The sequence below is a fragment of the Catenulispora pinisilvae genome (assembly GCF_015356865.1).
Lineage (GTDB): Bacteria > Actinomycetota > Actinomycetes > Streptomycetales > Catenulisporaceae > Catenulispora > Catenulispora pinisilvae.
Genome location: NZ_JAAFZA010000263.1, coordinates 1 through 13,542 on the forward strand (window position 1 = coordinate 1; position 13,542 = coordinate 13,542).

The following is a 13,542-nucleotide window of genomic DNA, read 5'->3' on the forward strand; positions in this document are numbered from 1 at the left end:
GTGCGGGTGTGGGGGCGGCGCGGCGGGCGGGTAGGCGGCGCGGGTAGCCGGCGGCGGAAGAACGGCGCCGCGGCTGGTGGGTGTTCGCGGGCGATAGGTGGCGGCCACCACTCGCCTGCGAATCAGCTCTCGCCGATGTGAGCGATGCGGCGCGTCACCGAGATCGGCGAGGAGGTGCTGCGCCGGCCGTGCCGGGACGTGACCGAGTTCGGGACCGCCGAGTTGACCGCCCTGGTCGACGACATGTTCCGGGCGATGCAGGTGGCCGAGGGCGCCGGGCTGGCCGCGAATCAGGTCGGCGTGGATCTGCGGCTGTTCGTCTTCGACTGCCACGACGGGTACGGCGGCCGGCACGTCGGCCACATCGCCAATCCCGTCCTGGAGCAGCCCGATCCGCGCCGGCGGCGGCTCATCGAGGACGTCGAGGGCTGCCTGTCCGTGCCGGGCGCGACGGTGGTGGTGCCGCGGACCGAGCACGCCGTCGTGCGCGGGTTCGACAAGGACGGTGCGCCGCTGGTCATCGAGGGCCGGGGCTACTTCGCCAGGTGCCTGCAACACGAGTCCGACCACCTGCTCGGCACCGTCTACCTCGACCGGCTCGCCAAAAGGGACCGCGAGGAAGCCCTCCGGCAGATGGACGAGCGGCGCGAACAGGTCTTCGCCCGCCGCGCGGCCCGGGCCGCCCGGCTTGAGCAAGGCGAAAGGGCCGAAAGGGCCAGAACGCCCCTAGGCGGCTGAGCCCACCTCGGCCCGCTCCACCCCCAGAGCGCACTGTTTCAACGACCCCACGTACTCCGCGATCGCGTCATGGTTCCGGGTCAGCAGCGCGATCCGCTCCGCCAGCCGGTCCCGGTGCCCCTCCAGGGTGGCGATGATGTCGGGGGTGGCGTCGGCGAAGTGGATCTCGCTCGGCTCGTTCAGGCAGGGCAGGATCTGCCGGATGATGCGGGTCGACAGCCCCGCGTCCAGCAGCCCGCGGATGTGCGCGACCTGGTCGACCAGCGCCGCGTCGTAGTCGCGGTAGCCGTTGGCGGACCGGCCGACGCGGATCAGGCCCTGCTCCTCGTAGTAGCGGAGCAGGCGGGGGCTGGTGGCGGTGCGTTCCGCCAGTTCACCGATGCGCATGTGACCCACCTCACAGGAATGGCCGTTTGACCCTCACATCCGTGTGAAGGTTCGACCATGGTCGCATGAGCCAGGACACAGAGCTTTTCGACTACCGTCCCATCACCGAGCGTGAGCCGCTGAGCTGGCCGGAAGGCAAGCGGGTGGCGTTCTACGTCGGCCTCAACGTCGAGCACTTCTACGTCGACCTCCCCGGGACCGCCACCTTCGCCGGCACCACATCGCTGACGCCTGACAGCCTCAACTACGGCTGGCGTGACTACGGCCCGCGGGTCGGTATCTGGCGGCAGATCAAGCTGTTCGACAAGCACGGCGTCAAAGCCAGTGTCCTGCTGAACTCCGACGTCGCCGCCCGCTACCGGCAGATCATCGACGCCGGTGTCCAGCGCGGCTGGACCTGGCTCGGCCACGGCGCCAGCAACAGCCACCTGTTCACCGCCCTGGAGCGCGACGTCGAGCAGGAGCAGATCCGCGACGTGCTGGGGACCATCGAGCGCGCCACCGGCGCCCGGCCGCGCGGCTGGATGGGCCCGGCGCTGATCGAGACCTTCAACACGCCCGAGCTGCTGGCCGCCGAGGGCGTCGAGTACATCCTGGACTGGACCAACGACGACCAGCCCTACCCGACCAACGTCCCGGGGCTGCTGAGCCTGCCGTACTCGGTGGAGCTGAACGACATCGGGATCTTCGTGAGCAAGGGGCTGACCGGGCCGGACTTCGTCCAGATGGTCAAGGACCAGGTGGACCAGCTGGCCGAGGACGCCGCCGACGGGTCCGGGCGGGTGCTGGCGCTGGCGCTGCACCCCTTCATCACCGGCCAGGCGTTCCGCACCCGGTACCTGGACGAGGCGCTGGAGTACGTGGTGAACCATCCGGCGGTGTGGAGCACCACCTCCGACGCGATCGCCGATCACTACCTGGCCGTGCCAAGGGGGTGAGCCCCGCGACCCACCACACGGACACCACACAGACCCACCACACAGCCGATCCGCCGCGATCCGATCTAGGTTTCACCGTCCCCGCCACGTAGCCTGAGAGCCATGACGGCGAGAGCGCAGCTGGTCGACTGGCAACTGGCGGTGGCGACGGCTGAGCGTCTGGTGCGGCCCGGTCCCCCGACCTCCGCGGCCGAGGCCGCCGCCACCGTGGCGGACCTGCGCCGGTACGCCGCGGAGTCCCGGGAGCACGTGGCCGGGTTCACCGGGCTGGACAACATGGGCACCATCCTCACCGAGCCGCAGGTGCTGGTGGTGGACCGGGCCGGCTGGATCCGGGCCAACACCGAGGGCTTCCGCATCGTCACCGAGCCGCTGGCCCGCAAACTGAACGAGAAGCGCGAGGGCGTCCCGCCGTCCGGGCTGGCCGCCCTCGGGCCCAAGGCCACCGCGCTGGAGCTGGGCACCCTGCTGGCCTACCTCTCGCACCGGATCCTGGGCCAGTACGAGATCTTCCAGGAGCCCGGCCGGCTGCTGCTGGTCGCCCCGAACATCGTCGCGGTCGAGCGGGAGTTGCAGGTCAAGCCGGACGACTTCCGGCTGTGGGTGTGCCTGCACGAGGAGACCCACCGCACGCAGTTCGCCGCGGTGCCGTGGCTGCGCGCGCACATCCTCGGCGAGATCGAGTCCTTCATCGCCGGCATGGACACCGACCCCGGGGCGCTGGCCAAGCGCGTCCGCGAGGCCGCCCAGCTGCGGCGGGAGACCGGGGAGAAGCGGCCGATCACCGAGCTGGTGCAGACCCCGCGGCAGGTGGCCGTGCTGGACCGGATGGTCGCGGTGATGTCGCTGCTGGAGGGGCACGCGGACTTCGTGATGGACGGGGTCGGGCCGCTGGTGGTGCCCAGCGTCGCCGACATCCGGCGCAAGTTCGGGCAGCGCCGGGCCAAGGGCGCCAGCCGGATCGACGCGATCGTGCGCCGGGTGATCGGGATGGACGCCAAGATCCGGCAGTACCGGGACGGTTCGCGGTTCGTGGCCGCGGTGGTCGAGCAGGCCGGGATGTCCGGCTTCAACCGGGTGTGGACCTCGCCGAACACGCTGCCGACCCGGGCCGAGATCAACGATCCGGCGGCCTGGCTGGCCCGGGTACGGCCCTGAGGCGGGTGCACCGGGAGCAGCGCCGGGCTAGTGCCGGCCAGTGCCCCGCCAGCGCCGGGTCGGCGCCGGGCCAGCGGCGAAACGCCGGCATGATGCGCGAAAGTCGCCGGCTGGAACACCCGTCCCAGCCGTAAGGGTGGTCCTGCGGAGTGTCGCCGCGACCTGAGAAGGGTCCGCGTCGTTGCGCCGGGAAAGATGCCCTGGAAGAGAAGACCCGGGCGTCGCACGTACGAAGGAGTACAACCATGGGTCCCGCCCCCGCAGTCGCCGCGATACGCCTGGCCGTTCGTAAGGCCCTCGCCGACCAGGCCCCCGGCGGCCTCGTCCTGGTCGCCTGTTCCGGCGGCGCTGATTCCATCGCCCTGGCCTGCGCCACCGCGTTCGTCGCGCCCCGGCTGTCCCTGCGCTTCGGCGGCCTGACCGTCGACCACAATCTGCAAGCGGGCTCGGCCGCGCAGGCCGAGCGCGTCGTGCGCTTCCTGGCCGGGCTGGGCTTCGACCCGGTCGAGGCACTGCCGGTGCACGTCCACGGCCGCGGGGGACCCGAGGCCGCGGCCCGCGTCGCGCGCTACGGCGCGCTGGACGCCGCCGCCGACCGGCTCGGCGCCGCCACCGTCCTGCTCGGCCACACCCGCGACGACCAGGCCGAGACCGTGCTGCTGGGGTTGGCCCGGGGCTCCGGCGCGCGCAGCCTGGCCGGGATGCCGGCCCGGCACGGCCGCTACGCGCGCCCCTTCCTGGACCTGCCGCGCGCCACCACGGTCGCCGCCGCGGCGGCCGAGGGCTTCGAGCCCTGGGACGATCCGCACAACGCCGACCCGGCGTACACCCGCTCCCGGGTCCGGCACGCCGCCATCCCGGCCCTGTCCGCGGCCCTCGGCCCGGGGATACCGGAAGCGCTGGCGCGGACCGCGAAGATGCTGCGCGAGGACACCGAGGCGCTGGACGCCTGGGCCGCCCGGGAGTTCGACAGGCTCCTGGAGCCCTTCGGCGACTGTGATCTGTCCCACTACCTCGACGTCTCCGAATTGTCCGGGCTGCCCACCGCGGTGCGCCGCCGGGTGCTGCGCCTGGCCGCGCTGCGGGCCGGCTGTCCCGGCTCTGACCTGGCCGCGGTCCACATCGAGGAGCTGGACCGGCTGCTCACCGACTGGCGCGGCCAGGGACCGTTGCACCTGCCCAGCGCCGTCGCGGTGGCCCGGCGGTATGGAAAGCTGGCCTTCGAGAGGTCCGGTGCGCTGCGCCGAGGTGGCGCGGACCGGAACGATCCCGGCCAAGCGGCGGAGGATCCCGCCCCGGCCGGATTGTTGATGCCGGCTTAGCGACGCACGAGGGACTTCCAGCGTGGACGACAAGGACATGGCCCAGGACCTGGAGAAGGTCCTCATCTCCGCCGACGAGATCAAGGCCAAGGTGGCCGGGCTCGCCCGCGCGATCGAGGCCGATTACGAGGGTAAGGAAGTCCTACTGGTCGGAGTCCTGAACGGCGCCCTGATCGTGATGGCCGATCTGATCCGCGAGCTGCACATCGACTCGGAGATGGACTGGATGGCGATCTCGTCCTACGGGGCCGGCACCAAGTCCTCCGGCGTGGTGCGGATCCTGAAGGACCTCGGCGCCGACATCCAGGACCGGCACGTGCTGGTGGTCGAGGACATCATCGACTCCGGGCTGACCCTGTCCTGGCTGCTGTCCAACCTGCGCTCGCGCCGCCCGGCCTCGCTGGAGGTGGTGACGCTGCTGCGCAAGCCGGACGCGGCCAAGGTCGCGATCGACGTCAAGTACGTCGGCTTCGACATCCCCAACGAGTTCGTCGTCGGCTACGGCCTGGACTACGCGCAGCGCTTCCGTGGACTGCCCTTCATCGGCACACTCGCGCGTCACGTATACAGTTCGTAGGCGGAATGACACTCCGGTACGCCACGTTGAGCCCAGTGTGGGTTCATCCGGGACCTCGCGCGGGAACGCAGTGACCGCGTACGGTCGTTAGGCATCATGAACTAACACACCGCAGTGTTGCTGCACCGACATATTCCCGCCGTGAACCGCTAGCACGAGTCGTAGAGGATCGATGGACGTCAAGCGATACTTCCGAGGCCCAGTGATCTGGGTCGTCCTGGCCGTCGTGGCGGTCCTCGCGGTCATGCAGCTGGTCTCCTCGGCCGGCGGCCCCAAGTCCGTGGACACCTCCGTCATCATGGACGCCATTACCAAGAACCAGGTCGTCTCCGCCAAGGTGGTCGGCGGCTCCGGTTCCTCGGTCGAGGTCAAGGTGGACCCGAGCGGGTCGGTCGCGCAGGCCCAGGGCGGCGCCACCGACCTGAAGGCCACCTACCTGAACGACCAGCAGGGCGAGGACATCACCAAGGCCCTGCAGACCAGCCAGTCGGCCGGCGGCATCAAGGACGGCTGGAACGTCTCCCTGGCCAAGCAGAACGCCTTCATCGGCATCCTGATCACGCTGCTGCCGTTCGTCCTGATCGCCCTGGTCTTCCTGTTCCTGATGAACCAGATGCAGGGCGGCGGCTCCCGGGTGATGAACTTCGGGAAGTCCAAGGCCAAGCTGGTCAGCAAGGACACACCGAAGACCACCTTCGCCGACGTGGCCGGCGCGGACGAGGCCGTGGAGGAGCTCCAGGAGGTCAAGGAGTTCCTGGAGGCCCCGGCCAAGTTCCAGGCCATCGGCGCCAAGATCCCCAAGGGCGTGCTGCTCTACGGCCCGCCCGGAACCGGTAAGACGCTGCTGGCCCGCGCGGTGGCCGGCGAGGCCGGCGTGCCGTTCTTCTCGATCTCCGGCTCGGACTTCGTCGAGATGTTCGTCGGTGTCGGCGCCTCGCGCGTGCGCGACCTGTTCGAGCAGGCCAAGGCCAACGCCCCGGCGATCGTGTTCGTCGACGAGATCGACGCCGTGGGCCGGCACCGCGGCGCGGGCCTGGGCGGCGGTCACGACGAGCGCGAGCAGACGCTGAACCAGCTGCTGGTCGAGATGGACGGGTTCGACGTCAAGGGCGGCGTGATCCTGATCGCCGCGACCAACCGCCCGGACATCCTGGACCCGGCGCTGCTGCGCCCGGGCCGCTTCGACCGGCAGATCGCGGTCGAGGCCCCGGACCTGGAGGGCCGCAAGCAGATCCTGGCGGTGCACAGCAAGGGCAAGCCGCTGGCGCAGGGCGTGGACCTGGCCTCGCTGGCCAAGCGCACCCCCGGGTTCACCGGTGCGGACCTGGCCAACGTGCTGAACGAGGCCGCGCTGCTGACCGCGCGCAACGACAAGAAGCTCATCGACAACCTCGCGCTGGACGAGGCCGTGGACCGCGTGGTCGCCGGCCCCCAGAAGCGGACCCGCCTGATGAGCGACAAGGAGAAGAAGGTCACCGCGTACCACGAGGGCGGCCACGCCCTGGTGGCGCACGCGATGCCGAACCTGGACCCGGTGCACAAGGTGACGATCCTGGCCCGCGGCCGCGCCCTCGGTTACACGATGGTGCTGCCGGAGGAGGACAAGTACTCCACCACGCGCAACGAGATGCTGGACAACCTGGCCTACGCCATGGGCGGCCGCACCGCCGAGGAGCTGGTCTTCCACGACCCGACCACCGGCGCGTCGAACGACATCGAGAAGGCCACCAACATCGCCCGCTCGATGGTCACCCAGTACGGCATGACCGAGCGCCTGGGCCCGATCAAGTTCGGCAAGGAGACCGGCGAGGTCTTCCTGGGCCGGGACATGGGCCACCAGCGCGACTACTCCGAGGAGATCGCCTCGATCGTCGACGAGGAGGTCAAGCGGCTGATCGAGAGCGCGCACGACGAGGCCTGGGAGGTGCTGGTCGAGTACCGCGACGTGCTGGACCAGCTGGTCCTCCAGCTGCTGGAGAAGGAGACGCTGAACAAGGAGGAGATCGCCGCGATCTTCGCCTCGGTGGTCAAGCGCCCGCAGCGCCCGGCCTGGATCGGCTCCTCGCGCCGCACCCTGCAGACCCGCCCGCCGGTGCAGACGCCCCGGGAGCTGGAGGCGGCTCGCTCCGTCGCCAACGGGACGGTGACCGACAGCATCATCGGTCGGACGGATACGGTGCCTGAACAGTGAGTGAGAGCAACACCGAGAGCAACAGCACTGAGAACCAGCGCGGCGACGATGCCGCCTCCCGAGCCGTTCACGGCTCGGGAGGCGGCATCGCCCGCGTCAGCCTCCGGGGCCAGCCCGAACTGGCCGCGCCGGACCTGGGCCGCGCGGTGGCCGAGTACGACGCCGACCGCGCCGAGCGCGCGGTGCGGGAACTGCTGATAGCCGTCGGCGAGGATCCAGACCGGGAAGGCCTGAAGGACACCCCGGGGCGGGTGGCGCGGGCTTACCGGGAGATCTTCGCCGGGCTGTACCAGGGGCCCGAGGACGTGCTGACGACCACCTTCGACATCGGACACGACGAGATGGTGCTGGTCCGGGACATCGAGGTGTACAGCACGTGTGAGCACCACCTGGTGCCGTTCCACGGAGTGGCCCACGTGGGGTACATTCCCTCGGTGGACGGACGCATCACGGGCCTGTCCAAGCTGGCCCGGCTGGTCGACGTCTACGCCAAGCGGCCCCAGGTCCAGGAACGTCTGACGACGCAGATCGCCGACGCCGTGGTGCGCATCCTGGAACCGCGCGGGGTCATCGTCGTTGTGGAGTGCGAACACCTGTGCATGTCGATGCGAGGGATCCGGAAGCCGGGCGCGAAGACCGTGACGTCGGCGGTGCGGGGGCAACTGCTCGCCCCGGCCAGCCGCGCCGAGGCGATGAGCCTGATCCTGGGGCGGTGAGCGGCCGTCCGGCCCGGACCGCGACCGACTTCGCCGACCACACCGGCCTGGACCGCACCGGCCGAGACTGTTCCGACTCCGACCGCACCGACCGCGACCGCTCCGCCGGCCCCACCGGCGGCGCGGCCACCGGCAGAGCGGTTCCGGGCCTGCGCGTCAAGTCCTCCGGGGCGGGTAAGCGCGGGAGTGGGACCGCTGAACCGGCGGGCTCGCCCGGGGATTTTCCGAAGGATGCCCCGGGAAGCAGTGACGCGCGGCACAATCAGGTCGGATCCGTCACACCCGCGGATGTCGCCGACAACACTCGTGACAACCCGCGCGGTGCCCTCGAACGTCCCTCCAACATGACTCGGGCCAAAGCCATGACCTCCAATACCGCGCCGCCCCCGTCCGACGCGGCGGCGGCGCAGCCGGGGCAGCCCCGCAAGTGGGTGCCGCGACTCGTCGCGTACATCACTTACCTGGCCGGCTTCGGCAACATCGCCTCGGCCATCTCGCCCGGCTTCCGGCACTCCCGGGTGCACTCGCTGAGTGTCAAGGTGCCCACCGAGGTCCAGAACCTGGCCGCCGCGGCCACCCTGATGTCCGGGGTGCTGCTGGTGCTGATCGCGCACGCCCTCAAGCGCCGCAAGAAGCGGGCCTGGTGGGTGGCGGTGGTACTGCTGATCACAGTGGTGGTCTTCCACCTGGTGCGCTCCTTCCGCGGTGAGGACCGCGACGCGGCGACGCACTACCTGGGGATCCAGATCTTCCTGACGGTCGTGGTGCTGGCCCTGTTGCTGGTCTACCGGGAGGAGTTCTACGCCCTCGGCGACCCGTACACGCGCTGGCGGGCGCTGCGCGCCTTCGTGCTGCTGGCGGCCTTCTCCTTCGCCTCCGGCATGGCCCTGATGTACTGGCAGAGCAAGCACATCGAGGGCGACCCGAGCGCCTGGACCCGGTTGCAGCACGTGGCCCTGGGCCTGATGGGCATCGACGGCCCGGTGAACTTCAAACGCGGCTCGACCGACGACCTGGTCGCCGCGCTGCTCGGCGGGCTGGGCCTGATGACCGCGCTGATCGTGGCCTACCTGGTGCTGCGCCCGGCCGAGCCGATCGCCCGGCAGAGCGGCCAGGACGACGAGCGGCTGCGCGAGCTGATCGCCAAGCAGGGCCGCCGGGACTCGCTGGCCTACTTCGCCACCCACCGCGACAAGTCGGTGATCTGGTCGCCGTCCGGCAAGGCCGCGATCACCTACCGCGTGGTCTCCGGCGTGATGCTGGCCTCCGGCGACCCGATCGGCGATCCCGAGGCCTGGCCCGGCGCGATCAAGGTGTACGTGGAGGAGGCCGACCGGCACGCCTGGGTGGTGGCCGTGGTCGGCTGCTCGGAGACCGGCGGCGAGGTGTGGTGCCGCGAGGCCGACCTGGACGCGCTGGAGCTGGGCGACGAGGCCATCTGCTACACCGACAAGTTCAGCCTGCAAGGCCGCGCGATGCGCAACGTGCGCCAGATGGTGAACCGGATCGAGCGCCAGGGCTACGAGTGCCAGGTGCGCCGGCTCAAGGACATCCCGCGCTCGGAGGTCGAGCTGATCAAGACCGGCATCGAGGCCTGGCGCGGCTCCAGCGAGCGCGGCAGCTTCTCGATGGCGCTGGGCCCGGACCGGTTCGGGGACCCGGCCGACGGCGAGTGCGTGGTGGCCACCGCGACCAAGGACCGTGAGGTACGGGCCCTGATCAACTTCGTGCCCTGGGGCACTGACGGCATGAGCCTGGACCTGATGGTGCGCGACCGCGAGGCCGAGCCGGGGCTGAACGAGCTGCTGATCGTCAAGGCCATGCAGGGGGCCGAGGCGCTGGGGATCACCCGGGCCTCGCTGAACTTCGCGGTGTTCCGCGCGGCGCTGGAGCGCGGCGAGAAGCTGGGCGCCGGCCCGATCACCCGGATGTGGCGCTCCACGCTGGTGTTCTTCTCGCGCTGGTACCAGATCGAGTCGCTGTACAAGTTCAACTCGAAGTTCCAGCCGGAGTGGGTGCCGCGGTTCGTGGCGTTCAAGAACACCCGGGACATCCCGCGGGTGGGCCTGGCCTACGCCGAAGCCGAGGGCTTCATCGTCCCGCCCGGCCTGCCGTGGTCGAAGAAGGACCGGGACGAGCGCGAGCTGGACGACGTCGACGCCGATGTCGACCTGGACGGCGAGTGCCCGGACAAGGACGAAGACTGCCCCGGCACGGATGCTGACGGGGGCGCCGACAGGGGCGTGGACGCGGGTGCGGACGCGGGTGCGGACCGGGGTCCGGACGCGGTCGCGGACCGCGAGCGGCGCCGGGTCACCGAGCCCGAGGCGGCCGTCGGCGGGCCGGGAGGACGCAAGGCCGCGAACGGCTAGGCTTTCCACCATGAACGCGCCCGGTCGGCCCCTCAACCGCAGGCAGACCGTGCGCGGTCTGCCGGATTTCGGACGCTGCGCGGTGTTCGGCGTCGTGAACGTCACGCCGGACTCCTTCTCCGACGGCGGCGAGTACTACGCCGACGGCGACACCGCCAAGGCCGTGGCGCACGGCCTGCGACTGCACCGGCACGGGGTGGACGTGGTCGACGTGGGCGGGGAGTCCACCCGGCCCGGCGCCGCCCGGGTCACCGCGGCGCAGGAGGCGGGCCGGGTCCTGCCGGTGATCGAGGCGCTGTCCGCCGCCGGGGTGCGGGTGTCGGTGGACACCATGCGCGCCTCGACCGCCGCCGCCGCGCTGGAGGCCGGCGCGGTGATCGTCAACGACGTCTCCGGCGGCCTGGCCGATCCGGACATGTTCCCGCTCGTGGCCGAATCCGGCGTGCCGTACATCTTGATGCACTGGCGTGGGCACAGCACTGACATGCAGACCCGCGCGGTGTACGGCGACGTGGTGAAGGACGTCACACAGGAACTGCAAGCGCGCTACGAGGCGGCCCTGGCCGCCGGGATCGCCGAGGACCAGGTGATCTTGGATCCGGGCCTCGGTTTCGCGAAGAACGCCGACCACAACTGGGCCCTGCTGGCCCACCTGGAGAAGCTGGAGTCGCTGGGCCGGCCGCTGCTGGTCGCCGCCTCCCGCAAGACCTTCCTGGGCCGGCTGCTGGCCGACGAGGCCGGCGGGATCCGGCCGCCCTACGGCCGGGACTCGGCGACCGTCGCGCTGTCGGCGCTGGTGGCCGCCGCCGGGGCCTGGGGCGTGCGGGCGCACGACGCGCTCGGCTCGCTGGACGCGGTCCGGGTGGCCGCGGCGCTGGCGGCGGCGCGATGAGCGCCGGGGGGTACGGCGGCGGTCCGGTCGAGCCGGACGAGCCGGATGGCTTGAACAGCTCGGACGGCTCGGATGGCCCGAACGGCCCGAACGGCTCGGCCGGCCCGGACGGGTCCGGCGACCCGGGCGAGCGCGGCGGTGAGCCCCGCGGTGCCGGTGAGCCCGGCGGCGACGGCGGTCCCGGCAGTCCCGGCGGCGACGGCGGGTCAGAAGACCTCGGGGGCCGGGACGGCTTCGGGGACTTCGGCGAGTTCGAGGAGGAGTTCGGCGGTTTCGGGCCCGGCCCGGACGGTCCGCCGCCGCAGGTGACCGCGGACATCGGGGCGATCACCGAGGCCAACGAGGAGTTCTACGCCGCCGCCGAGGCCGGGGATCTGGACCGGCTGGGCGCGATCTGGCTGGCCGGGCCGTTCGAGGCCTCGGTGCAGTGCGTGCACCCGGGCTGGGCGCCGGTGTTCGGGCGCGAGGACGTGCTGCGCTCGTGGGCGGTGGTGTGCGCGAACACGCCGTTCCTCCAGTTCTTCCTCACCGACGTCCGGATCGACGTGGTGGACCGGATCGCGGTGGTCAGCCTGACCGAGAACATCATCACCGACATGTCGGCCGGCTCCTCCGAGGAGGACCCGGGTTTCATCGCCGGCGGCCGGGCCACGACCATCAACATCTTCCGTCGCACCGACGAGGGCTGGCGGCTGTGGATGCACCATGCCTCGGCGGTCATGGAGAGCGTCGAGGAGTAGGGCGCGGCGCAGGTCAGCCCGGCCGGAGCCGGGCACCCCGGACCCGGTGCGCGGTATTCGGGCGATCCCGGGACGGCAGGCCCGAGTAGGCCCCGGTATGTTCGTCATGATGTCTACTCACACGAAGCGGCTCGACCGGGTGACCGTCCACGGGCTGCGCGGACGCGGCCACCACGGGGTCTTCGAACGGGAGCGGGAGAAGGGCCAGACGTTCATGGTCGACGTCACGCTGGGCCTGGACACCCGGCGGGCGGCGGTCAGCGACGCGCTGTCGGACACGGTGAACTACGGCGAGGTCTCCGAGCGCATCGTGGCCCTGATCGAGGGCGAGCCGGTCAACCTGATCGAGACCCTGGCGGCCCGGATGGCCGCGATGTGCCTGGAGTACCCGCTCGTGGAGGAGGTCGAGGTCACGCTCCACAAGCCGGACGCGCCGATCACGGTGCCGTTCGAGGACGTCACCGTGACCGTGGTACGGGCACGGGAGGACCTGGCGGGTGCCGTGGGGCGGCCGCCGGAGAACGGTGGGTCGGCGATATGAGCGAACTCGTCACCGGCGACGGATCCTTCCGGATGCACAGCGCGGTCCTGGCAATCGGCGGCAACCTGGGCGACCGGCTGACCAACCTGCAGACCGCCGTGGACTCCCTGGCGGACACCCCGAGCCTGACCATCACCTGGCTGTCCCCGGTCTACGAGACCGCCCCGCTGTTGGCCGACGGCGCCGAGGCGCAGGACGACTACCTGAACGCGGTACTCGGGGTGACCACCGCACTGCCCCCGGACATGCTCCTGATGCGGACCCAGGCGATCGAGGAGGCCCTGGGCCGCACCCGCGAGGTGCACTGGGGCGCGCGGACCATCGACATCGACATCGTCCAGGTCGACGAGCTGGTCTCGGCCGAGCCGGAACTGACGCTGCCGCACCCGCGAGCCGCCCAGCGCGCCTTCGTGCTGGCGCCGTGGTACGACGCACGGCCCGAGGACGTGCTGACCGGCGTCGGGCCGATCGCCGAGCTGCTGACCGCCCTCGGCGGGGCCGCGGCGCAGGGGGCGGCGCGGCGGGATGATTTGGAATTGATGCTGTCTTAGCCAGACAGCCAGACAGCCAGACAGCCAGACAGCCAGACAGCCAGACAGCCAGAGCAAGCCAGCAAGCGAGTCGGTCTGCCCGCGCGGCAGCAGCTAGGCAGCGCACCGGCCAGCGAGCCAGCAAGCAAGTCGGTCTGCCCGCGCGGCAGCAGCTAGGCAGCGCACCGGCCAGCGAGCCAGCAAGCAAGTCGGTCTGCCCGCGCGGCAGCAGCTAGGCAGCTTGCCGCTCAGCCGGAGCAAGCAGGCAAGTCGGCCAGCCAGCAACCAAGTCGGCTTGCCCGCGCCGCAGCAGCTAGTAGCTTGTCGCTTCTAATGTTTGGGATATAGGTGGCGGAGTCGGGTGCGGGCGTCGTCGGTGGTGAAGTGCCAGTGGACTTGGCGCTGGTCGGCGTTGACGGCGGTGGCCCAGGCCGCGAGTT

General features: G+C 71.0%; 13 protein-coding genes. 12 read left to right on the plus strand and 1 reads right to left on the minus strand.

Annotated elements, in window-relative coordinates:
- The first annotated feature begins 144 nt into the window (after positions 1–144).
- On the plus strand, positions 145–738 hold the full coding sequence (gene def, locus IZR01_RS41755) for a peptide deformylase (protein WP_194927060.1): 594 nt from the start codon (positions 145–147) through the stop codon (positions 736–738).
- On the opposite strand, the gene IZR01_RS41760 is transcribed toward def, so the two are convergent.
- Positions 727–1,125, minus strand: a complete 399-nt coding sequence (locus tag IZR01_RS41760) for a MerR family transcriptional regulator (protein ID WP_194897333.1) — start codon at positions 1,123–1,125, stop codon at positions 727–729. The genes def and IZR01_RS41760 overlap by 12 nt on opposite strands.
- A gap of 65 nt (positions 1,126–1,190) precedes the next feature.
- On the opposite strand from IZR01_RS41760, the gene IZR01_RS41765 reads away from it, so the two are divergent.
- From IZR01_RS41765 to folK, 11 genes are all read left to right on the plus strand, one after another.
- Complete coding sequence (locus tag IZR01_RS41765) at positions 1,191–2,063, plus strand: polysaccharide deacetylase family protein (RefSeq protein ID WP_194927061.1); 873 nt, start codon at positions 1,191–1,193, stop codon at positions 2,061–2,063.
- Between the two features lie 102 nt (positions 2,064–2,165).
- Positions 2,166–3,221: a zinc-dependent metalloprotease gene (locus IZR01_RS41770; RefSeq protein ID WP_194897331.1), complete on the plus strand. Its 1,056-nt coding sequence runs from the start codon at positions 2,166–2,168 to the stop codon at positions 3,219–3,221.
- A 245-nt stretch (positions 3,222–3,466) separates the two neighbouring features.
- Positions 3,467–4,543 (plus strand): tRNA lysidine(34) synthetase TilS, encoded by a 1,077-nt coding sequence (gene tilS, locus IZR01_RS41775; RefSeq protein WP_194897330.1) that lies wholly within the window; start codon positions 3,467–3,469, stop codon positions 4,541–4,543.
- Positions 4,544–4,565: 22 nt separating this feature from the next.
- Positions 4,566–5,120 (plus strand): hypoxanthine phosphoribosyltransferase, encoded by a 555-nt coding sequence (gene hpt / locus IZR01_RS41780; RefSeq protein WP_194897329.1) that lies wholly within the window; start codon positions 4,566–4,568, stop codon positions 5,118–5,120.
- A gap of 172 nt (positions 5,121–5,292) precedes the next feature.
- On the plus strand, positions 5,293–7,311 hold the full coding sequence (gene ftsH / locus IZR01_RS41785) for an ATP-dependent zinc metalloprotease FtsH (RefSeq protein ID WP_194897328.1): 2,019 nt from the start codon (positions 5,293–5,295) through the stop codon (positions 7,309–7,311).
- Between the two features lie 119 nt (positions 7,312–7,430).
- Entirely contained in the window at positions 7,431–8,027 is a 597-nt protein-coding gene (gene folE, locus IZR01_RS41790; RefSeq protein ID WP_194897336.1) for a GTP cyclohydrolase I FolE, read from the plus strand.
- Entirely contained in the window at positions 8,024–10,399 is a 2,376-nt protein-coding gene (locus IZR01_RS41795; protein WP_323746553.1) for a phosphatidylglycerol lysyltransferase domain-containing protein, read from the plus strand. The genes folE and IZR01_RS41795 overlap by 4 nt, the downstream gene beginning before the upstream one ends.
- 10 nt (positions 10,400–10,409) lie before the next feature.
- Positions 10,410–11,291 carry a dihydropteroate synthase gene (gene folP, locus IZR01_RS41800; RefSeq protein WP_194897327.1) on the plus strand — a complete coding sequence of 294 codons (882 nt, stop codon included), beginning with the start codon at positions 10,410–10,412 and terminating at the stop codon, positions 11,289–11,291.
- Positions 11,288–12,031 (plus strand): nuclear transport factor 2 family protein, encoded by a 744-nt coding sequence (locus tag IZR01_RS51655; protein WP_228561189.1) that lies wholly within the window; start codon positions 11,288–11,290, stop codon positions 12,029–12,031. The genes folP and IZR01_RS51655 overlap by 4 nt, the downstream gene beginning before the upstream one ends.
- Before the next feature lie 109 nt (positions 12,032–12,140).
- On the plus strand, positions 12,141–12,572 hold the full coding sequence (gene folB / locus IZR01_RS41810; protein WP_228555468.1) for a dihydroneopterin aldolase: 432 nt from the start codon (positions 12,141–12,143) through the stop codon (positions 12,570–12,572).
- Positions 12,569–13,123: a 2-amino-4-hydroxy-6-hydroxymethyldihydropteridine diphosphokinase gene (gene folK / locus IZR01_RS41815; protein ID WP_194897324.1), complete on the plus strand. Its 555-nt coding sequence runs from the start codon at positions 12,569–12,571 to the stop codon at positions 13,121–13,123. Before folB ends, folK begins: the two co-directional genes overlap by 4 nt.
- Positions 13,124–13,542 lie beyond the last annotated feature (419 nt).